The 21,646-nt window shown below is 57.5% G+C and carries 13 protein-coding genes and 2 pseudogenes; 5 read left to right on the forward strand and 10 right to left on the reverse strand.

The window, feature by feature from the left end; translation table 11 throughout:
* Positions 1 to 212: 212 nt before the first annotated feature.
* Both ACI77I_RS28140 and ACI77I_RS28145 read right to left on the reverse strand, forming a co-directional pair.
* Positions 213 to 2,066, reverse strand: a complete 1,854-nt coding sequence (locus tag ACI77I_RS28140) for a DUF4105 domain-containing protein (protein WP_406999433.1) — start codon at positions 2,064 to 2,066, stop codon at positions 213 to 215.
* Between the two features lie 89 nt (positions 2,067 to 2,155).
* On the reverse strand, positions 2,156 to 2,644 hold the full coding sequence (locus ACI77I_RS28145; RefSeq protein ID WP_094952935.1) for a DUF3015 domain-containing protein: 489 nt from the start codon (positions 2,642 to 2,644) through the stop codon (positions 2,156 to 2,158).
* 280 nt (positions 2,645 to 2,924) lie between these two features.
* Here ACI77I_RS28145 and ACI77I_RS28150 point away from each other — a divergent pair, with 280 nt between their 5' ends.
* Positions 2,925 to 5,363, forward strand: coding sequence for a Lon protease family protein (locus ACI77I_RS28150; RefSeq protein ID WP_094953661.1), 2,439 nt, complete (start codon positions 2,925 to 2,927; stop codon positions 5,361 to 5,363).
* A gap of 241 nt (positions 5,364 to 5,604) precedes the next feature.
* Entirely contained in the window at positions 5,605 to 5,922 is a 318-nt protein-coding gene (locus tag ACI77I_RS28155) for a hypothetical protein (protein WP_094953662.1), read from the forward strand.
* A 148-nt stretch (positions 5,923 to 6,070) separates the two neighbouring features.
* On the opposite strand, the pseudogene ACI77I_RS28160 reads toward ACI77I_RS28155, so the two are convergent.
* Positions 6,071 to 7,895 (reverse strand): annotated as a pseudogene (locus ACI77I_RS28160) (hypothetical protein).
* Between the two features lie 162 nt (positions 7,896 to 8,057).
* Between ACI77I_RS28160 and ACI77I_RS28165 the strand changes: the two are divergent.
* Complete coding sequence (locus ACI77I_RS28165) at positions 8,058 to 8,546, forward strand: TIGR00645 family protein (protein ID WP_094953664.1); 489 nt, start codon at positions 8,058 to 8,060, stop codon at positions 8,544 to 8,546.
* Positions 8,547 to 8,561: 15 nt separating this feature from the next.
* On the opposite strand, the gene ACI77I_RS28170 is transcribed toward ACI77I_RS28165, so the two are convergent.
* The 7 genes and pseudogenes from ACI77I_RS28170 to ACI77I_RS28200 form a co-directional block, all read right to left on the reverse strand.
* Positions 8,562 to 9,995: a glycosyltransferase family 39 protein gene (locus ACI77I_RS28170; protein ID WP_242152765.1), complete on the reverse strand. Its 1,434-nt coding sequence runs from the start codon at positions 9,993 to 9,995 to the stop codon at positions 8,562 to 8,564.
* A 126-nt stretch (positions 9,996 to 10,121) separates the two neighbouring features.
* A complete protein-coding gene (locus ACI77I_RS28175; protein ID WP_406999435.1) occupies positions 10,122 to 11,147 on the reverse strand; it encodes a hypothetical protein in 1,026 nt (341 codons plus the stop codon).
* A 583-nt stretch (positions 11,148 to 11,730) separates the two neighbouring features.
* Positions 11,731 to 12,407: pseudogene (locus ACI77I_RS28180) on the reverse strand (IS5 family transposase).
* A gap of 76 nt (positions 12,408 to 12,483) precedes the next feature.
* Positions 12,484 to 15,570 carry a multidrug efflux RND transporter permease subunit gene (locus tag ACI77I_RS28185; RefSeq protein WP_406999437.1) on the reverse strand — a complete coding sequence of 1,029 codons (3,087 nt, stop codon included), beginning with the start codon at positions 15,568 to 15,570 and terminating at the stop codon, positions 12,484 to 12,486.
* Between the two features lie 16 nt (positions 15,571 to 15,586).
* Entirely contained in the window at positions 15,587 to 16,744 is a 1,158-nt protein-coding gene (locus tag ACI77I_RS28190) for an efflux RND transporter periplasmic adaptor subunit (protein ID WP_406999439.1), read from the reverse strand.
* A 67-nt stretch (positions 16,745 to 16,811) separates the two neighbouring features.
* Positions 16,812 to 18,020, reverse strand: a complete 1,209-nt coding sequence (gene gltS, locus ACI77I_RS28195) for a sodium/glutamate symporter (protein WP_406999441.1) — start codon at positions 18,018 to 18,020, stop codon at positions 16,812 to 16,814.
* A 427-nt stretch (positions 18,021 to 18,447) separates the two neighbouring features.
* The gene (locus ACI77I_RS28200) at positions 18,448 to 19,368 is read right to left on the reverse strand and encodes a LysR family transcriptional regulator (protein ID WP_406999443.1); all 921 of its coding nucleotides are present in this window, start codon (positions 19,366 to 19,368) and stop codon (positions 18,448 to 18,450) included.
* Between the two features lie 195 nt (positions 19,369 to 19,563).
* Here ACI77I_RS28200 and ACI77I_RS28205 point away from each other — a divergent pair, with 195 nt between their 5' ends.
* Together ACI77I_RS28205 and ACI77I_RS28210 are read left to right on the forward strand one after the other, a co-directional pair.
* Positions 19,564 to 20,313, forward strand: a complete 750-nt coding sequence (locus ACI77I_RS28205) for a 3-oxoacyl-ACP reductase family protein (protein WP_406999445.1) — start codon at positions 19,564 to 19,566, stop codon at positions 20,311 to 20,313.
* A complete protein-coding gene (locus tag ACI77I_RS28210) occupies positions 20,294 to 21,313 on the forward strand; it encodes an alpha/beta fold hydrolase (RefSeq protein ID WP_406999447.1) in 1,020 nt (339 codons plus the stop codon). Before ACI77I_RS28205 ends, ACI77I_RS28210 begins: the two co-directional genes overlap by 20 nt.
* The last annotated feature ends 333 nt before the right edge of the window (positions 21,314 to 21,646 follow it).

Below are 21,646 nucleotides of genomic sequence, written 5' to 3' on the forward strand. Positions count from 1 at the left end.
GATCAATACATCATTGCCTGAAGGACCGCCATCGCGGGCGAGCCCGTCTCCCACCTTTGAACTGCGGCGGGCGCAGAGTTTAGGCCGGGCACAAACACGTGTGGGAGCTGGCTTGCCTGCGAAGGCGGTGGGTCAGTCAGCTTGGCCGATACTGACAACACCGCCTTCGCGAGCAAGCCCGCTCCCACATTTTGATCTTTGTCTGGCTTTGGTTAGTAGTGATACCACTTCACTTCGAGCATCACTTCATTGACTGGCGTGGACAGGTGGCTGTACTCGCGCTGGGCGCTCAAGCGTAGGCCCAGGTTGCGCGACAATTCCCACTGCTGGTTCAGGCTGATACTGCGGCGCACTTCACCATTGGTGAAGAAATCACCCTTGGCTTCCAGGCTTAAATTGCCCAGCGGGTTTTTCCACAGCACACCGGTATTGAACCCGGCAGCCGGGGAGATGGCTTCGCTGAAGTCGTTGTTGTGCTCCACGCGCACGGTGCCGAGGGCGAAGCCGAGCATGTCGTCGGTGAGTTGCCAGGTGCCGCCGGCGCCGCCGTTGACGTGGGCCACCAAGGTTTCGTCGTCGTGTTTGCCCGGTACGCGTTCCAGGCCGCCGGTCACTTGCCATGACCAAGGTTGCAACAGGGCGTTGCGTGGGGTCAGGGAGCGGATGGTCGCCAGGTCCAGTTGCTGCAGCTGCCAGTGGTTGCCTTCGTACTGGCGCAGTTTCATCTGCAGGATTTCGATCTGCGCACCCAGCGGGAAGCCTTCGGCATTGTCGTTGAGGTCGTGATAGGCCATGCGCAGGCCGTATTCGCCAAAGGCCTTGTCGCCACGGGTGCCGATGCCGGCTTGCCAGGTGCGTGACTCATGACCGTTCTCAGGCAGGCCGGGACGTTCGACGTTGAGGTCGGGCGCAGGGTTCTGGTTGATCGCGCGCAGCAGTTCGAAGCTGCGTTGTGAGCGTTCGGTGTCGCGCTCCAGGCCATTGGCGCGGTAGCGGCCCAGGCGATAAGCGGCGTCGATGATCAGGGCTTGGCGGTCGCGAGGCAGGGCTTTAAACGTCGGTTCCTGCAATTGCTTCTGGTCATCGCTGATTTTCAGCACCCATTGTTGCTCGTCGCTATCCAGCGGCTTGGCGCGTTCCAGCAGTTCGCGCTCACGAGACGGGCGATAGTCGATCTTCTCGACCAAGCCTGCCTCTTTCACCGCTTTGACCGTGTCGGTGGGGATCGCGGTCAGCGGGAACTGCTCGGTCAGGCGCAGGCTCGGGCGGGCCACTTGCAGCAGTTCCAGCAGGCGGTAGGAGCAGTTTTCGTCGAAGAAGAAGTAGTCAAACTGGATCTGCTTGAGTTCCCACACGTGCTCGACCATGCGCTCGGTCTCGACTTGGGTGAGGTTCAGGCGGTATTCCCACAGGTCGCGGTTCTCGAGGCTACGGTATTCCGAGAGTTTTTCTTGGTACGGCACCAGGGCGAACAGGCCGGGATAGCCGCCCATCAGGCCTTTCCAGGCGTAGAGAATGCTGTTGTCGGAGCCTTCGATGTAGGCGCCGAAGTTGATCGCGTAGCTGAGCAGGGCGGTGTTGTTGCTCTGCACGTCGGCCTGGTCGATACGCAGCAGGGTGTGGCCGAACATCGACGACGGGCTGTTGAGGTAGGCCGCCGGGAAGATCATCACCGCGCTGTGCGGCGCGACGTCCTTGAACCATTGGGTGAATTCTTTGCAGTCCAAGGCGGGCAGGTCGGTCAGGTGCAACTGATCCTTGAGCCAACGGGTGCGTGCGGGGTAAACGCATTGGACGTGCTTTTCGCCGAGGCTGGCCGGGGCATACAACGCCGCTACGGTCGCCTGCAGTTCCTGGTCCGGATGGTGCGCGCCATCGGGGGCGAGGAAGAATTTTTTGTCGCTGACATAGCTGCGCCAGCCACTGATCTTGCCGGCTTCGTAGTGGCCCAAAGACAGCCAGAACGGATCGTTGGCCAATTGCTGCAAACGTTGATCATCAATATGCGGGGCCGCGTACAGCGGGGCGCAGGCGAAGAGTGCCAACCAGGCAAAGCGTTTGAGCATAGGGGCAACTTAAGTCGGAATTAGTGAGACCCAAAGGGGAGGCGGGTCCAAAATAGAGCCCGCGCCTCGAAAGGCGCGGACGGTCGAGCTTAAGCCTGGGTAGCGTATTTGGCCAGGCGGGTGTCGCTTTTCAGTACAGCCAGGGTGTTGTTGTGCACGTCGTCAGCGGTCACGTCAGCTTTGCTGAAGATCTGCTGGAAGTGCTCGTGAGTCACGGCAGCGAAGTGCTCGCGATCTTCAGGGGCAACGCCCAGAACCACGGCATAGGTGGTCAGTGCTTCGCCGTTGCCTTTGGCCATGTCTTCGGACAGCTCGTTCATCATGCCATTCATGGCAATCCAGGACTTGCCGCCGTAGGTCAGGGCGCTGTTGGTGTTACAGCCGTTGGTGCCGGAGGTCATGCCGAAGGTGGCGTTACCCGAGGTACCGTTGGTGGTGGAAGCCAGGAAGTGCGCTGGAGTACCGCGCTGGCCTTCGAACAACATGTTGCCCCAACCGCAGTTCGGGCCACCTGGTGCTTCAGCCATTGCATTGAGGGAGACGACGGTGAAGAGAGTACCAAGAAGGATCCGTTTCATAGCTTTGTTCTCTTTGTGTGCAAACCAATGGACAAGGGTTCAGGCACTTCATAGCGCCCTAGGGGCCAGTTATTAGTCTAACCCGCGCAGTTTGGAGTTTAGGCACGTTCCAGGGGTTCCGTGATTTTTATAAAAACAATCAGTGTTTTTGTGCAGAGCTGCCGCGATTATTTTGTAAGACCTGTCCCCTGGCTATGCTTTCCCAAAGTCGCGCCTTGCCAGAGCGCGTAACCGGGAGCCAGAATGCCGTTATCTGCCCCGCCTGATGTAAGGAAGCCCGATGCCTGATCCTGTTGCTGCCAGCTTGCGTCTAGCGCCCGAAGCGCTGACTCGCCCTTTCTCCGCTGAACAGTTCAGCTTCTCGACCACCAATGATTTGGAGCCCTTTCGCGGTGTGCTTGGCCAGGAACGTGCGGTTGAAGCCTTGCAGTTCGGTGTGGCCATGCCACGCCCTGGTTACAACGTGTTTGTCATGGGCGAGCCGGGTACCGGCCGCTTTTCGTTCGTCAAACGCTACCTGAAAGCCGAAGGCAAGCGCCTGCAGACCCCGGCGGACTGGGTCTATGTGAATAATTTTGATGAGCCACGCGAACCGCGTGCCCTGGAATTGCCGGGCGGCGGCGCGGCGGCCTTCATCGCCGATATCAACGGTTTGGTCGACAACCTCGTCGCCACCTTCCCGGCGGTGTTCGAACACCCGACTTATCAACAGCGCAAAAGCGCCATCGACCGCGCCTTCAACCAGCGTTACGACAAGGCCTTGGACGTGATCGAACGCCTGGCCCTGGAAAAGGACGTGGCGCTGTACCGCGACAGCTCCAACATCGCGTTCACGCCGATGCTCGATGGCAAGGCGCTGGACGAGGCGGAGTTCTCGCAACTGCCGGAGGCTGACCGCGAGCGTTTCCACACGGATATTTCCGAACTGGAAGAGCGCCTCAACGAAGAATTGGCCAGCCTGCCGCAGTGGAAGCGCGAGTCGAATAACCAACTGCGTCAGTTCAACGAAGAAACCATTACCCTGGCCCTGCAGCCTTTGCTGGCGCCGCTGTCGGAAAAGTACGCGGAAAACGCGGCGGTCTGCGGTTACCTGCAGGCCATGCAGGTGTACTTGCTCAAATCCGTGGTCGAGCAGTTTGTCGACGACGCCAAGACCGACGCCCAGGCGCGCAAGCTGCTCGAAGAGCAATACTGCCCGAGCCTGGTAGTGGGCCACTCGGTCAACGGCGGCGCGCCGGTGGTGTTTGAGCCGCACCCGACGTACGACAACCTGTTCGGCCGTATCGAGTACAGCACCGACCAAGGCGCGCTGTACACCACGTATCGCCAATTGCGCCCGGGCGCGTTGCACCGTGCCAATGGCGGTTTCCTGATTCTGGAAGCCGAAAAAATGCTCAGCGAGCCGTTTGTATGGGACGCGCTCAAGCGTTCCTTGCAGTCGCGCAAGCTGAAGATGGAATCGCCGCTGGGCGAGCTCGGCCGCCTGGCCACCGTGACCCTCAACCCGCAAATGATCCCGTTGCAGGTCAAGGTCATCATCATCGGTTCGCGCCAGCTGTACTACGCGTTGCAGGATGCCGATCCAGACTTCCAGGAGATGTTTCGCGTCCTGGTGGACTTCGACGAAGACATCCCGATGGTCGACGAGAGCCTGGAGCAGTTCGCCCAGTTGCTCAAAACCCGTACGTCGGAAGAAGGCATGGCGCCGCTGACGTCGGACGCGGTAGCGCGCCTGGCGACGTACAGCGCACGCCTGGCCGAACATCAGGGGCGTTTGTCGGCACGCATTGGCGACCTGTTCCAACTGGTCAGCGAAGCGGACTTCATCCGCCACCTGGCGGGCGATGAGATGACCGATGCCGGCCATATCGAACGCGCGCTCAAGGCCAAGGCCACGCGCACCGGGCGGGTGTCGGCGCGGATTCTCGACGACATGCTCGCCGGGGTGATCCTGATCGACACCGCCGGTGCGGCGGTCGGCAAGTGCAACGGGCTGACGGTGCTGGAGGTGGGTGATTCGGCCTTCGGTGTGCCGGCGCGGATTTCCGCCACGGTGTACCCGGGCGGCAGCGGTATTGTCGACATCGAGCGCGAGGTTAACCTCGGCCAGCCGATTCACTCCAAGGGCGTGATGATCCTCACCGGTTACCTGGGCAGCCGTTATGCCCAGGAATTCCCGCTGGCGATTTCGGCGAGCATCGCGCTGGAGCAGTCCTACGGTTATGTGGACGGCGACAGTGCGTCCCTGGGCGAGGCGTGCACCTTGATCTCGGCGCTGTCGAAAACGCCGCTCAAGCAGTGCTTTGCCATCACCGGCTCCATCAACCAGTTTGGTGAAGTGCAGGCGGTGGGCGGGGTTAACGAGAAGATCGAAGGCTTCTTCCGCCTCTGCGAAGCACGCGGCTTGACCGGCGAGCAGGGGGCGATCATTCCGCAAGCCAACGTCGCCACGTTGATGCTCGATGAGAAGGTGCTGAAAGCCGTGCGCGACGGGCAGTTCCACATTTACGCCGTGCGTCAGGCGGATGAGGCGTTGAGCTTGTTGGTGGGAGAGCCTGCCGGTGAGCCGGACGAGGAAGGGCAATTCCCCGAAGGCAGCGTGAACGCGCGCGTGGTCGAGCGTTTGCGCGCGATTGCCGAGATGATCAGCGAGGATGATTTGAAAGAGGCGGAGAAGGAACTGGCGCAGCAGGCGTTGGCGGAAGCCAAACCGAGCTGATTTTTTGTGGTGGCGCAGTAAGTACGGGAGCTGGCTTGTTGGGCTAGCGAGCTTGTTGTGGCGAGCCTACTCGCCACAATTTTGACTCGGGTGTAGGAGACCAACGCCCGTTGGTCCCTATAACCTTGGTTTGTACCGGTTTTCTTCTATTCTGAGTGCTAGGGATATCCACAGGAGTCGCAGGATAGAGACAGCCTTGCCCTGCGCGAGGTTGAACACCGATCTACCGAGGGTCGCCGCCATGTCGCGCAACCTTTGCCTTACCCGCCAATGCCTGGGCCTGGTCACCCGTATCGAATGCTCCATTCGCCCTCTCGCGGGGGATAACGGGATGTGGACGTTGTTGTTTGCCGCCGGAATGACCGGCGAACAGCCCGCCACCATCAAGTCCGAAGGCCCGTTTCATGGGCCCTTTGTGGCAGAAACCGTTCTGGGATCAATCGTCGAAAGCCTGACGCTGCACGGCTATGAGGTGGCGGCCGATCCGCAGATATGGTGCCTGCATATGCAGGCCCATCTGCGACAACTCAATGGCGGGCATGAGCTTCTGGCCTTGTGACAGATCGTTCCCACGCTCTGCGTGGTAACGCCGCCCCGGACGCTCTGCGTCCCGCTGTCGCCACACGGCTCAAGCCCTGCGCCGGGTGACGCTGCGCGTCTGGGGATGCATTCCTGTGCTGCGCGTAGGAACGATCGGCCGTAGGCGGCTATTTTGTCTCGGGCTTGTCCAGCTTTACCTCGAAACCGTATTGCACGGTGTCGAGGTCGGTGCGCTGGTAGCTTTCCAGGCTGGTCGGCTGGCCGTAGAAGTAATGCACGTCAAACAGCGCCGTGCCGTACTCCTCGGCACGGTGGCTCACGCCGAGGATCTCCTTGAGGTAGTTGCCGCTCGCGTCCTTGGCGTAGAAGCGCCAGCTGTCGGCGGGAAAGTCTGTTTGATCGACGATCAGCGCGTTGTCCTTGAGTGACAGGCCTTTGGGCAGCTTGGCCACGTCAATCGTGGCTTTCTCGATGGTGGCCAGGAACAGCGGCACCGAGCCCACCACAAACGCTGGGGTTTCCGGGAACAGGTTGAGGTCGTACGTGAGCGTGCCGCTGCCCGCATTCAACTCAAAGGCCTCGGCTGGCAGCTCGATGGGCTCGCCGCGCTCGCCCTTGTCGTCCGCCGTGAAGAAGGTGATTGGGGCATCGCTGTTGTTGCGCTCGGCGCCAACCAGGTCGTCATTGAAGGTGAACGGGTGGTCAAACACGATCTTCGCGGCGCTGGAGTCTTCGGTCGATTGGCTGATGGTGACGCTTTTTTTCAGCTGCTCCTCAGTCATTGACGCATCTTTAAGCCAGCTGGCGGCGCCGTCGTCATACACGGTGACCGGCATCGGCAAGGCTTGCACGGTCTTTTGCAGGCTGTTCTTGTCGAAGCGCATCACCGGCAGGTCGAGGTCCTTGCGGGTGAGCGTGGCTTTGGAGAAGTCCAGCACGTTGACCTGCAGGTTTTCGATCAAACCATTGAAATACACCTTGGCGTAATGGCTGCTCTGTTTGTGTTCGAAGGCTTTCTGCTCGTCGGTCAGTTGTTTTTCAAAGGCGTCTGACCAAGCCGTCTGCTTTTGCATCTCGGCCAGTTGCTTCTTGTAGAACGCCACCTGCTCGGCGTTTTCGTTGATCGAGCCCGAGCGGGTGAGAAATTGCCCCGTGCTGTCGCGTGCCTGCACCAGCAATGGGTTCGGCGAGTCGTCGCCGACTTCCGGCGCCAGCGGCTCGCTGTTGGTCAGTTCGATTTCGGCGTAGTTTTTCTCAAGCAGCAGCAGGTTGAGCGTGATATTGCACCTCGGTGCGTTTGTGGCCCACGTCTTTTTTCGACAAGTCGAACGTCAGCACCTTGCCGGGCGCAACCACCTCAACCGCGCCCTTGAGGCTGACGGGCTGTGGCTGGCTCTTGTTCTCGGTCTCCAAGCCCTCGATGAACGGGTAGGTTACCGTCAGGTCATCGGGGTTGGTCAGGTTGGAGCTGCTCGGGCTCAGTTGGATGCCCGGGTCGGTTTCCGACCATTCTGGCTGGAAGGGGATGACTTTGTTGTTGCTCAGGGTCACCGACTGCCATTCCAGGCCGTGGGGAAAGGGGAACTGGTCCGGGGTGTTGAAGTTGAACGGGGAGACCGGTTGCAAATCCGTCAGGTAGTCGGAATGCGAGGCTTTGCGCAGCACGAACAGGCCATTGATGTAGGTATCCACCAAGGCTTGGGGCGTGGGGTAGTGCTTGAGCAGCGCCAGGGTGTCTTCACCATATTCGGCGTCGATTGGCTTAACGGCGAGCTTGGTCTGCGCGCGTTCCAGCAACAGTAGCGAGCCACCGAGGTCGGCGATGGCGTCGCGCAGTTTGGGGTCTTCAATGGCGTCCAGCGATTGTTCGAACTTCGCGGTTTTCTCTTCGAGGGTGGCCTGCTTCTGCTCTTCTTTGGGGGAGCAGCCGCTGGCCATCAGCAACACCGCACACAGGCCGACAGTGGCCAAAGGGGATCGCACATCCATCATCTGAGTTTTCCTGTTCCACAGCATCGAGCTGATTTGATGGGCTCGACACTAGCAGAAAAATTCTCTCACAGATGCCGTCCGGGTCAGTTTTCTCACGGATACAGGTGTTTGGTAGCGGCTGATATACTCGCAGCCATTTTTAGCCTAGCTGTGTGAGATCCAATGGAACGCTTTATCGAAAATACTATGTACGCCTCACGCTGGCTGCTGGCGCCGATCTATTTGGGGCTTTCCCTGGGCCTGCTGATTCTGGCGCTGAAGTTCTTCCAGGAAATCATCCACGTTATTCCGAATATTTTTACCATGCTGGAAGCTGACGTCATCCTGCTGCTGTTGTCGTTAATCGACATGGCGCTGGTCGGCGGCTTGCTGGTGATGGTGATGATTTCCGGCTACGAGAACTTCGTCTCGCAGCTGGATATTGACGATAACAAAGAAAAGCTCAACTGGCTGGGCACCATGGACTCTTCATCGCTGAAGATGAAAGTGGCCGCCTCCATCGTGGCGATTTCGTCCATTCACCTGCTGCGCATCTTCATGGACGCCAAGAACGTCGATCCGCAGCATTTGATGTGGTACGTGATCATCCACATGACCTTCGTGATCTCGGCGTTCGCCATGGGCTACCTGGACAAGCTCACCAAGCACTGATGCTTTGCACCGGCCTTACTGCTCGACGAAGTAGTAAGGCTGGCGACCGATTGCCATCTGCTTGATCACGTTGACCTTCTCCGCCAAGTCGTCGGGGCGGTCCAGCAGCGCGATGTTGCCGGGCTTGGCGGCGAGAAAACTGCGCAGCTCCTCTTCGCTTTGCAGGATCGGCAAGTAGGCCTGCAGGTAGAACACACTGGCCCCGGCGATGCGCTCGTTGGGCTGAAACAACACCACCGCTTTGCCTTCGGTCTGAAAGGCCTTGGCCTGGCTGATCACCGGTACGAAGGACTCACGTTTGTCGGCCTTGGGGGCAAACCAGAAGGCGGCTGTCATGTAGCTGACGATCAGCAGCGCGAACACGCCGCTGATCACGCCGCGGTGATACCGGAACAGCGCCGGTTTGTTCGCTTTGAGCCACGTCAACAACACCCCAGCGTATTCTGCTGCGAGTACGGCGGCAGCGGGGGTGAGTGCCATCAGGTAGACGGTACGCTTGCTCGAAGCCAGGGTCAGTAACGTGAACTGCGCCACCAGCCACACGCTGAAAAACAGGCGGTAGCGGTTACGCACCAGGCTTTTGCGGAAGTGCCAAAGGCCCAGGTACACCAGAATGTTCCAAGGCAGGAACGCCTCGGGCAGCTTCGCGATGTAGTAATAGAACGGTTCGTAATGCCCAGCCTCGACAAACGAGCCGCTGAAGCGCCCGACACTGTTGGTCCACAACACTTCGGCCACCGCTTGCATGCCACCGCGCTGGAACAGAAAGCCCAGCCAGATCAGCAGCGGCACCAGTGCCAGCAGGGTGAACAGCGCTGGCTTGAGCCAGTCGCCGATGCGCAGGCGTTTATCCATCAGGCTGGTGCTGAGCAGGTACACAAAGATCACAATGCCCGGCATCGCCAAGCCCAGTACGCCTTTGCTCAGGGTGGCGATGACCATGCCGACGGTAAACAACGCCCAGGCCCAAACGCTGGAACCTTCGCGATCGGGTCGCACGGCCTGGTAAAACCCGAGCAGCGCGGCGGTCACGCCGAGGCTGAGCAACGAATCCTCACCCACGCCGCGCACGTTGCCCCAGTAACTGGCCATGGTCGCCAGGATCAACGCCGCGCAGAACGCCATCGTCTGCGGTCGCCCGAACTTGCGCAACATCCCGTAAAACAGCATCACGCTGAACAACCCGGCAAACGCCGACGCCAGGCGCACGGCCCAGGTGGTGCCGCCAAACAGCCGAATCGCACCGGCGTCCAGCCATAGGCTCAGGGGCGGCTTTTCCAGGAAAGGTTCACGAAACAGACGTGGGATCACCCAGTCATTGTCCAGGTGCATGGCCATGGCGATCCCGGCGACGCGGGCTTCGGTGGAGCCTTGCAGCTCATGGCTGCCCAAGGCAAAGAAGAACAACACAGCAACGAGAAGGAGCAGCAGAGGAACGGGGCGCGTCATGGGTTCTGGCTACCGAGCAGGGGACCGCTCGGGGGAGCGGCCATGTTGATCGGTCAGTATATGTATCCGTTTCTTAACATTTCGTGAACGAGTGTGGGGTTTTTGTAAGGCGGCCAAACCCGCTGCTCAGGGCAGTTTCAAGCTGGGTAACGCCGCTTTGCCTTGCTCGGTCAGTACCGGCTCCAATTGCTCCCAGGTGAAGCTCAAGTCGTTGTCGCAGCCATCTCCCGTGGCGCGGGTGGAGAGTTGCAGGCCTTGGGTGTTGAAGCTCAAGTCAAAGGAGGAATAGCTGGTGATCGCCGGGCAGCCCTCATCGGTGGTGGTTTGCTTGGCCAGCCAGGCGCTAAATGTGGCCGGTAACTCCACGTGGCCGGAGTAAGCGGAGTACCACTCCTGGCGCCCGCCGAGCCACGTCCACGGGTCAACACTTTCGCCGGTTTGCAGGTTCCAGGAATGCAGGCCCCAACTGATACCCCTGGCGCCGGTGCCCGCCGCCCAGCGGTAGAACCTGACGGTAATAAATTGCGACGACCAATACGTGGGCTCAACGTCGATTTCGCTGGTATGCGCTGAGCCGTTTCGACCGAGGTATTCGCGGCGCTCGTGAAAATAGTCAGCCTGATCCTCATCGTTGATGGCCAAGGCGGTGAGTTGCCGGTTAATCTTCTGAATCGCCGGGCCGTCACCTTCTAGCTTGACGGTGACCTGAGCGCCTTGGGTCTTGAGTAGATACGCGTGGTTTTCGAAACTTTTCTTCTCGGTCTTGACCGCCAGAGGCGCGGCTTCCATGGACGCGTTGTAGGCGTCGCTGCCGCAGCCGTCCGTGCTGATGCGTTGCAAGGTGAGTGGCAGCGGCTTGCCGCCCTTGGTTTTGCGCCAGCCGCCGGAGAGTGTATCGCCCTGGGGTTTTTGCAATGCCCAGAAACCGGTGTTGTCTTCCTCCACCCACGGCGCGTTATCGCTGGCTTGGGTCAGTTGAATCGGCGTGAGGATGCGTTGGTAGTAATAGCTGCCGTGCTCACCGTCGGCGCCGTTGAAACAGGCGGTGACAGCGGACTTGCCCAGCGTGCCCTGCCAGACGCCCGCGAGATCGGCGGCGGAGGCGAGCAAGGGCGTGACGGCGAGGGTAATGACAGCGAGGGGCTTGAACACGGGTATCTGACTTCCGGTTGTCTGATAAAGGCCGTCAGGGTAATGGGAAGTGTGGGGGGATTCCAGGGGCGAGGCGTTGTTTGGTAGGAGCCAAAGATTTCGGCTAAATGAAAAACGTAAAGCAAAGTTTCGGAGGCTCACCTGCCGGGGTTTCCAACCCCCAGAAACAACAAAACCCGCACTAGGCGGGTTCTGTCGATGCTTCGAATTGGATCGGGGTAATCTGAACAGACATCATATGTTATTGATTTAAAAAAATACTCGATTGTAAAACTACATAGGAATACCTTTTGGAATACCGTTGGTTTCAACCTTCTGGCAGGGCTGTATTTAGCTCTCGTGTTTGCCGCTAGCGAAGTGGGTGAGTCTATTCAAGCATCATCCAGGCACTTTCCATTTTGGGCTTCCTTTTTTACGAGAGTTTCAATCACCTAGGCGCGTGTCAGATTGTGTCTCTTGGCGAGATCATCGAGTTGATCAATTACTGTTTTTGAGATCGACACATTCAGTTGCGTATTCTCAGAATTACGCTCATCGAACTGCTTGCGGCTCCATCGACTCTTGATGTCTTTGATAAGCGCTTTCATCTCGTATGGTAATTTCTTGCCAGTCGCTCATATCCGGTTGCGATACGGCGGTACTGCTTCAGTTTCTGGAAAAAACGCTCCACCAGATTACGTGCCTTGTAGGTATGTCGATCCAGCGTTCGGGGCTTCAGACGATTCCCTCTTGAGGGGATGACGGCTTCAGCCCCATTGCGCTGTATTAACTCCACGAAGGCATCTGCGTCATAACCTTTGTCTGCCAATACCTCATCGGGCGTAAAACCTTCGATCAGCGCTTCGGCTTGGCCATATTCAGAGCTTTGTCCGGGCGTCAGCAGCAGGCGTACCGGGTTCCCCAGGGCATCGACGGCCGCATGAATCTTGGTGCTCAGTCCGCCTTAGGACTTGCCCATGGCTTTGGCGTCCTGACATGTTTTTTTGCCGCATCGTGCTGATGAACGCGCACTGTGCTGCCATGATCTGTAACCAGACTCCCTTGCGTGACCAGCGGTTATAACGCACATAGACCCGATGCCCGTGACCGTAGGTTTCAGGTAGATCCCGGCCAGGGCGCGCCAGTTCGGGCAATCCAGAGTACCGCCGCTACAAATAGACGGTTATCGCGGGCGGTCACGCCACCGTCGCTGGCTTTACCCGGCAGCAGTTCCTTGATGCGCCCCCATTGATCGTCATGCAACCTGTAGCGGCTTACCAGTTACCCCAAATAGCTCAAGGGTATCGAATGGCCCCACTTAGCTCACATGAGAACTCCCCCTAGGACACGATCGTTTTTATCGTCTGCCGGCCCGCTTCATCACCAGTACAAAAAACACCGGCACGAATACCACCGCCAGCGTAGCGGCAATCATCCCGCCGATCACGCCGGTGCCGATGGCTTGCTGGCTCGCCGAGCTGGCCCCGGAGGCTATCGCCAGCGGTACCACCCCGAGGATAAACGCCAGGGAGGTCATGACAATCGGCCGCAGTCGCATGCGTGCAGCCTGCACCGTCGACTCGATCAAGTCGTGGCCTTCGTCATACAGGTGCTTGGCAAACTCGATGATCAAAATCGCGTTTTTCGCCGACAAGCCGATGATTGTGATCAAGCCAACCTTGAAAAACACATCGTTGGGCATCCCGCGCAGCGACACGGCCAATACCGCACCCAGTACCCCCAACGGCACGACAAGCAGCACGGACGTCGGGATCGACCAGCTCTCATACAGCGCGGCCAGGCACAGGAACACAATCAACAGCGAGAGGCCCAACAGCAGCGGCGCCTGGTTCGCTGAGAGATGCTCCTGCAATGCCAGCCCGGTCCATTCATGCCCCAGCCCCGACGGGCCTTGGGCGACCAGCCGCTCGATTTCCGCCATGGCCTCACCGGAGCTGTGACCTGCGGCCGGCTCACCGGAAATACTGACAGCCGGGTAGCCGTTGTAGCGGGTCAGCTGTGTTGGCCCCAAGGTCCATTCGGCCCGGACGAAAGCGGCCAGCGGCACCATCTTTCCGGTAGTGTTGCGCACGTGCATGTTCAGTAAATCCGCCACCTGGCTGCGGTGATCGCCTTCGGCCTGTACTACGACACGTTGCATTCGTCCCTGGTTAGGGAAATCGTTGATGTAGGCCGACCCTACCGCCGTGGACAACACACTGCCGATATCGGCAAATGAAACGCCCATCGCGTTGGCCTGTTTGCGGTCAACAATCAACTTCACCTGGGGCGCCTCGGCCAGTGAGCTTTCGCGCACGTTGATCAAAGCTGGGCTTTTCTCGGCGGCTTCCAGCAAGGCTGTGCGCGCTTGCATCAACGCCTTGTGGCCCAGGCCACCGCGGTCTTGCAAACGAAACTCGAAACCGCTGGAGTTCCCCAGACCGTCCACCGGGGCTGGCAGAACGGAGTAGGCCACGGCGTCCTTGATCTTGCCGAATGCAAGGCTGGCCCGGTCGGCGATGGCGGAGGCTGAGTCGTCAGTACCACGCTCAGACCAATCCTTGAGTGTGCTGTATGCCAGCGCCGCATTCTGGCCGCTGCCGGAAAAACTGAAGCCCAGAATGATGGTGCTGTCGGCAATCGCCGGTTCCGTGGCGTTGTGCGCTTCAATCTGCTCCACCACCTGTACTGTGCGGTTCTTGCTCGCGCCTGGCGGTAGCTGGATGTCGGTGATGGTGTAGCCCTGGTCTTCTACGGGAAGAAACGAGGTGGGCAGTTGATTGAAGCAAACCACCAGGCCAACTAACAGCACGCCATAGATCAGCAAGTAACGACCGCTACGCTTGAGGGCATAGACCACCCAACCTTCATAACGCAGGGTCAGTTGCTCAAAGCGTCGATTGAACCAGCCAAAAAAACCACGCTTGGCATGGCGTTCGCTTTTGGCAATTGGCTTAAGCAACGTTGCGCAAAGGGCCGGTGTCAGGGTCAGGGCGAGGAGCGCGGAGAACAGGATAGAGGTGGCCATCGACAGTGAAAACTGTTGATAGATCACGCCCACCGTGCCCGGCATGAACGCCATCGGGATAAATACAGCTACCAGCACCAGAGTAATGCCAACGATTGCCCCGGTGATCTGATGCATGGCCTTGCGCGTTGCCTCTTTGGGTGAGAGACCTTCGGTGGCCATGATGCGTTCGACGTTTTCCACCACCACGATGGCATCGTCGACCAGGATGCCGATGGCCAGCACCATGCCGAACATCGTCAGTACATTAATCGAGAAACCCAGCGCCAACAGAGTGGCCAAGGTGCCCATTAGCGCTACCGGTACCACCAGAGTCGGGATCAATGTGTAGCGAATGTTTTGCAGGAACAGGAACATCACGGCAAAGACCAGCACCATCGCTTCGAGCAAGGTGTAGGCCACTTTGGTGATTGAGACCTTGACGAACGGAGACGTGTCGAACGGGAGTTGGTATTCCACCCCGGCCGGGAAGTAGCGCGACAGTTCGTCCATCTTCGCCCGGATCAGGGTTGCGGTATTCAAGGCGTTGGCCCCGGGCGCCAGTTGCACGCTAATCGCCGTCGACGGCTGGCCATTGAGACGGGTGGAGAACTGGTATTCTTCGCTACCAATTTCGACCCGTGCGACATCCCCCACGCGCACCACGGAGCCGTCAGGATTGGCCCGCAAAATGATGTCAGCAAACTCTTGCGGCGTGGACAGTTGGCCCTCGACCAATACGGTCGCGGTTATTTCCTGAGTGGTGGCGTTTGGCAGGTCGCCGATGCTGCCGGACGAGATTTGCGCGTTTTGCGCGACAATGGCGGCATTGACGTCAGCGGGAGTGAGGTTGAAACCAATCAGTTTTTGCGGATCAATCCAGATCCGCATGGCCCGTTCCGCACCATACAGTGAGGCTTTGCCAACGCCATCCAGGCGCTTGATTTCGTTCATGACGTTACGTGCCAGGTAATCGCTGAGCGTCTGGTTGTCGATCGTTCCATCAAGGGAGGTCAAGGTGATCAGCAGCAGGAAGCTGGTCGAAACTTTCTCCACTTGCAGGCCTTGCTGGATAACGGCTTGTGGCAGGCGTGACTCCACCGCTTTAATGCGATTTTGTACATCGACCTGGGCCATATCCGGGTCGGTTCCGGGTTTGAACGTGGCCGTGATGGTGGCGCTGCCAAGACTGCTTTGTGATTCAAAATACAGCAGGTCAGTGGCGCCGTTGAGTTCATCTTCAATCAGGCTGACGACACTTTCATCGATCGTTTTCGCCGACGCCCCTGGGTATGCGGCCTGAATCTCGACTTTTGGCGGAGCCACGTTGGGGTACTGCGCCACGGGTAGCTTTGGAATGGCTAACGCACCGGCTAACAGGATGAACAGTGCGACCACCCAGGCGAACACCGGGCGGTCGATAAAAAATTGCGGCATAAGATTTTCGTCCGGCCTACTGCCCAGTGACCTGGGCAAGTGGAAGAGGGGTGTCGTCGATCAGTACTTTCTCGCCAGGACGGGCGTGCTGCAGGCCTTCGATAACGATGCGGTCGCCGGGCGTGAGGCCACCGGTCACAACCCAGCGATTGTTCTGCACCTGGCCCAGTTGCACCGGTTGCTGGCTGATACGGTCGCTGGCGTCGAGCAGCAGCACCTGGGCAATGCCGGCGCTGTCACGCTGGACTGCCCGTTGCGGCACGCTGATGCCCTGGGGATTGACCGCTTGCTCCAGGCGCACGCGAATGAAGCTGCCCGGCAACAGGTCGAGGTTTGGATTGGGGAACTCGCTGCGCACGATGACCTGGCCGGTGCCTGGGTCGACGCTGATGTCAGCGAATAGCAATTTGCCCGGTAACGTGTACAGGCTGCCGTCATCCTGAATCAGAGTGGCCTTGACCTGACCCAGCCCGACTTGTTGCATGTGCCCGGCTCGAAACGCCTGGCGCAACGCGTTGAGTTCGCGAGTTGATTGGGTCAAGTCCGCGTGGATCGGGTCCAACTGCTGGATCAGTGCGAGGGGGGTACTTTCGTTCTGTCCTACAAGGGCGCCTTCGGTCACCAGTGCCCGACCAATACGTCCGGAAATCGGCGCGGTGACGGTGGCATAACTCAGGTTTAGCTTTATACGTTCCACTGCGGCCTTGTGGGCGGCAACGTCGGCATTGGTGTGATGGACGGCGGTGCGCGCGTTGTCGTATTCCTGGGCGCTGATGGCGTTGTCTGCGATCAACAGGGCGTAGCGTTGCGCTTGCAAGCGCGCCTGGAAGGCGTTGGCCTGCGCCTTGCGCAAGTTGGCCTGGGCACTGTCCAGATCGGCCTTGAACGGCGCCGGATCGATGTGAAACAGCACATCGCCTTCTTTTACGTCGCTGCCTTCGCGGAAAGTGCGTTGTAGCACCACGCCGGCGACACGGGCCCGAACTTCGGCACTGCGCGGCGCAGCGATCCGCCCACTGAGTTCGCTGTAGATCGATAAGGGTTGTGCTTGGATGGTCTCGATCCGTACGGTGGGTGGTGGTGCGGATTTTTCTACGGCGGAAGACGTGTCACAGGCGCCAAGCACCAGCGCCAATGTGATCAGGCTGAACCTTGCTAATGGCTTTTTTTGCACGTAAGAGCCTTTTTGAATGGGCCGGGTGCCGCGTTGGCCTGTAAATACAGGCCAAGTGACTTGAACGTCAGGCAGCAGCGCCAAGGAACGGCAATAATAGGTACAGCTTGATTATGATGACGTTAATGATGTCGATGAAGAAGGCGCCCACCATGGGTACTACCAGGAATGCTATCTGCGAAGGCCCGTAGCGCTGTGTCACCGCTTGCATGTTAGCGATGGCGGTGGGTGTGGCACCCAGCCCGAAACCGCAGTGTCCGGCAGCCAGAACCGCTGCATCGTAGTTACTGCCCATGACTCTGAATGTCACGAAAATCGCAAACAGCGCCATGAGTAAGGCTTGCGCTGTCAGGATGATAACGAACGGTAACGCCAGTGCTGCCAGATCCCACAGTTTGAGCGACATCAGCGCAATCGCTAGAAACAGCGACAAACTGACGTTGCCCAACACCGAGACTTCACGCTCAAACACCTGGTACAGGCCCAGCGCTGAAAGCCCGTTGCGCAACACCACACCCACGAACAGGACGCAGACGAACGTCGGCAGCTCAAATGCCGTCCCCTGGAGCAGGTCATTGAGGAGCGAACCTGCTTGTAGGCTGACGGCGATCAGCGCGATTGTTTCAATCAGCGAAAACGGTGTGATCGAGCGCTCTTTATTTGGTTGTTCAAAGCCCCTTGGCAAGCGCGGCTCACCTTGTACGAGACCGGGAGTCTGGACACGGTTGATCAGCAAACGGGCGACCGGACCGCCAATCAAGCCGCCCAGCACCAGGCCGAACGTCGCGGAGGCCATCGCCAGTTCAGAGGCGGAAGCAAGACCGAAGTTCTCACTGAACGTCGCCCCCCAAGCAGCGCCTGTGCCGTGTCCGCCCGACAAGGTAATTGAACCTGTCAGCAACCCCATCAAGGGGTCGAGCCCCAACGTCTTGGCGAGCCCGATACCTATGGCGTTTTGGAGTATCAAAAGCCCTGTGACCGCCAGTAGAAAAACCCCAACTACGCGCCCACCTTTTTTCAGGCTGGCGAAATCTGCACTCAAGCCAATGGTGGCAAAAAACGCCAGCATCAAAGGGGTTTGCAGTGAAGTGACAAAGCGGATTTCAATATCGAACAGGCGCAAAACCAAGAGAAGCAATGCAACCACCAAGCCCCCTGCAACCGGCTCAGGAATATTGTACGTGCGTAAAAAACCGATACGTGCAACTAGTCCGCGCCCTAGTAAAAGGACTAAAGAGGCGGCCACAAGTGTTCCATAAAAATCGAGCTGAAACATTAGCATCCTAGGTATTGATCCAGAGGCAGACTTTTTACCTGGTCACGCTTCTAGAGTGGGTTGAGCTACTTCAGCCCTGACTGACGTCGAGAATCAGGCAGCCGTCACTGGCCTGCCAAATATATTGGAGTGCGGCATGGTAGTGGAGCCAAGATGACTTGAAGTTAACTTTACTTTATCAAAATATTTCATATGGCGAGCACGATGAATCTATTCAAGGTCCATGATTTTGCAATGAATTTCCAATCGAGGAGTAGAGACTGTATTACTTAGCGAAAGCACATATTGTATTGATTCGACAATATCACTGACCTGTAGTTTGTCTTCGTTGCGTATGCGCCCATCGTTGTTCATGCCTGTGTTTGCAATGCTCTGGCATTGAACTGAAAAGCTGCGCCTTCTTGTCTAAAGGCGTAGCCTTGGGCAACTAACCTGCCCGAAATCGACTGCCTGGTGATTGTGCCAGAAGGCGTAATGCGTCAATGACTACGCGCATCTTCGGTTGCAGATAGGGAGTCTTGATCCAGATAGCGTGAATCGGCGTGTCGTCTCCTGCCTGATCGTCGAGTACGGACTGGAGGGCGCCCGATCGTAGATGCTCCTCTACCAGCCATGTCGGTATCTGGGCCAACCCGCAACCCGCGAGCGTTGCGGCCAGAATGGCTTCGCAATCGCCGATTTCATGACGCACGGGGATTTCATGGGTTTGAGTGACGCCTTCTACGTTTTTGAGTAACCAGCCAGGCCGTTGGCCTAAAGGCCAGCCGATCACGCAGTCGTGTTGTGCGAGGTCCTTGGCTGACAACGGCACCCCCCGGCGCGCCAGGTAAGCGGGGGAGCCACAGATAACCCGGCGTTGTTCGCCCAATCGGCGAGCGACCAGGTCAACATCGTTATCGAGTGCTCCCACCCGCACGGCCAGATCAATTCCGTCGCCCATCAAATCAACGGCCCGATCGCTGAACGTTACCGTTAGCTCCAACTGTTCGTATCGAGTCGACAGTTCTATCAAGGTGGGCAGGATATATCGGCGTCCAAATGCCGAGGGCAAGTCGATACGTACGCGGCCGGCGGGTGTTTGCTGTTCACTGCCCAGGCGGTTTTCCGCTTCGTCCAGGATGGCCATGGCGTTTTGGCAATCTGTGAGGTAGGAGTCACCGTCATTGGTCAAGCTCACTCGCCGGGTGGTCCTGTGCAACAGCTTGGTTCCCAGGCGTGTCTCCAGCCGCATGATGCTTTTGCTCAACGCTGAACCGGTCATTCCCAGCGTATGGGCGGCAGCGGTAAAGCTGCCCGCCTGCGCAACGGTGACGAAATTTCGAATCTCGACAAACTGGTTCTTAATCACGCTGATTGATTCCTTGTGGGACCAGGAGTGGTGAATTTTAGGGACTTAATCGTATCAGGGTAGTAGCGTAGACTGATTTTGCTCTAGGGAAAACGAGTCTAAATGTCGTTAAGTTTCGTTGAAGTACTACCCACTTGATTATTTAAAGCTGCCGGAAAAACACACTTCTACACTCTCTAATGGAATTGAGTATAAATGAATACTACAAAAAGCCTGAAAGAAAAAGTTGCCTTTGTACAAGGCGGTTCCCGCGGCATTGGCGCCGCCATTGTCAAGCGCCTAGTAAGCGAAGGTGCGGCTGTTGCATTCACTTATCGCTCCTCGCCAGACGAAGCCCAGAAATTAGTAGAACAGATGGCCGCCGCCGGCAGTAATGTTATCGCTATTCGTGCCGACAGCGCTGATCCTGAAGCGTTGAGCCAAGCGATACGTCAAACGGTAGAGCATTTCGGCAAGCTGGATATCCTGGTAAACAATGCAGGTGTTCTTCCATGGGGGCCATTGGAAGACATTACCCTGGCTGAAATTGACCTCGCATTGGCTGTCAATATAAGAGGTGTGATTATTGCCAGCCAAGAAGCCGTGCGTCATATGAGTGACGGGGGGCGAATCATTAATATTGGCAGTATTAACGCCGACCGAATTCCAGTTGCGGGCGGTGCAGTCTATGCAATGACTAAAGCATCGCTCGTTGGTTTTACCAAAGGGTTGGCGCGAGACTTGGGGCCGCGAGGCATTACGGTCAATAACGTTCAGCCAGGGCCGGTCGATACCGATATGAACCCCGCCAACGGTGAGGCCGCCAGCCAACTGACGCAATTAATGGCGTTAGGTCGATATGGAAAAGATGAAGAGGTTGCCAGTTTCGTTGCCTACCTGGTGGGGCCTGAAGCAGGCTTTATTACCGGCGCCAGCTTGAGTATTGATGGCGGATTTTCAGCGTGATCATTTGAGCGGTCGATTTTTTGTATTTCGCAAAGTGAGACTTATGAAAAAACTTATAAAGAATATTGCACTGGCAGCCTTCGGGTTGATGTGTTCTTTCACCGTGTTGGCGACTGAGGAGTTCCCGATTCCGGCAGGTTTTGAAAGAGGCTTTGAAGAAGTCAATGGCTTGAAAATGCACTATGTCGCAGGCGGAAGCGGGCCTTTGCTACTAATGGTGCATGGCTTTGGCCAATCATGGTACGAGTGGCATCAGCTCATGCCGGAACTGGCAAAAAAACACCGAGTCATCGCCGTGGACCTGCCTGGCCTGGGGCTGTCCGAACCACTCAAGACCGCGTATACCGGACAAGAGGTGTCTCCCTACCTCTATGCTTTTGCGAAACGCTTTAGTCCAGATGCGCCGTTTAATCTAGTGGCCCATGATATTGGTATATGGGCAACCTATCCAATGTTGGCGCAACATCAGAAAGATATTGCCAAGGTGGCTTATCTTGAAGCGGTCATTCCGGACGAACTGATATACACCTTTCCCGCGTTTACCCCACAGGGCGAGTCAACCGCTTGGCACTTTAGCTTCTTTTCAGCGGATGGCGCTTTACCCGAAACGTTAATTGCGGGAAATGAAAAAGTCTTTTTCTCGCACTTCATCAAAAAACATGCACAAAAGCAGGAAGTATTTACGGATGAATTGCTTGGGCTTTACGCCAAGTCGTATTCGAAGCCCCATACACTGCATGCTGCTTTCGAATACTATCGAGCGCTTCCGCAATCGGTGCTGCAGAATAAAGCACTGTTGACTCAAGGCAAACTAACAATGCCGCTACTGGCCATAGCGGGCGATGGGAGAGGCAGTCTCGGTCAGACTCAAATTGATCAGATGAACAAGTATGCCACTAACGTGCAAGGTCATGTGCTACCTGGCTGTGGTCACTGGCTAATGGAAGAGTGCCCATCACAGGTGAAACCTCTACTGGTTGATTTTTTTGATGGTAAATAATTAAAGACCTATTAGGTGTCAGTGGCGAGAGCCATTTTTAATCAGGAAGCTCAGCGCTCATGCTGGGCTTTTTTTGTGGCTGATTGGCGCACTGGTCAATATACGATGCCCCAAAGTGTTTTAGCTCCGCTTTACCTCAAAAACGAACGATTGAGCGTTATGAGAAAACCGGCCCCATACCAAGTTTTCATGTATGCCAACCCGGTCGCTCTCTAAAAACCATTACCCAATGTAAAGTTATCGGCCCCGTGATAGCCTCTCGCGGCTTTCGACCTTCAAGGACTTCTATGCGTCGTGCTTTTTATGGATCGGACCGGATCCAAGTGTTTCTTC

Origin of the sequence: Pseudomonas sp. D47 (genome assembly GCF_045447305.1) — a bacterium.
Classification (GTDB): Bacteria; Pseudomonadota; Gammaproteobacteria; order Pseudomonadales; family Pseudomonadaceae; genus Aquipseudomonas.

Coding starts and splice junctions, on each gene's coding strand:
- ACI77I_RS28140 (WP_406999433.1), bottom strand. CDS start 2,066: ATGCTCAAACGCTTTGCCTGGTTGGCACTCTTCGCCTGCGCCCCGCTG.
- ACI77I_RS28145 (WP_094952935.1), bottom strand. CDS start 2,644: ATGAAACGGATCCTTCTTGGTACTCTCTTCACCGTCGTCTCCCTCAAT.
- ACI77I_RS28150 (WP_094953661.1), top strand. CDS start 2,925: ATGCCTGATCCTGTTGCTGCCAGCTTGCGTCTAGCGCCCGAAGCGCTG.
- ACI77I_RS28155 (WP_094953662.1), top strand. CDS start 5,605: ATGTCGCGCAACCTTTGCCTTACCCGCCAATGCCTGGGCCTGGTCACC.
- ACI77I_RS28165 (WP_094953664.1), top strand. CDS start 8,058: ATGGAACGCTTTATCGAAAATACTATGTACGCCTCACGCTGGCTGCTG.
- ACI77I_RS28170 (WP_242152765.1), bottom strand. CDS start 9,995: ATGACGCGCCCCGTTCCTCTGCTGCTCCTTCTCGTTGCTGTGTTGTTC.
- ACI77I_RS28185 (WP_406999437.1), bottom strand. CDS start 15,570: ATGCCGCAATTTTTTATCGACCGCCCGGTGTTCGCCTGGGTGGTCGCA.
- gltS (WP_406999441.1), bottom strand. CDS start 18,020: ATGTTTCAGCTCGATTTTTATGGAACACTTGTGGCCGCCTCTTTAGTC.
- ACI77I_RS28205 (WP_406999445.1), top strand. CDS start 19,564: ATGAATACTACAAAAAGCCTGAAAGAAAAAGTTGCCTTTGTACAAGGC.
- ACI77I_RS28210 (WP_406999447.1), top strand. CDS start 20,294: ATGGCGGATTTTCAGCGTGATCATTTGAGCGGTCGATTTTTTGTATTT.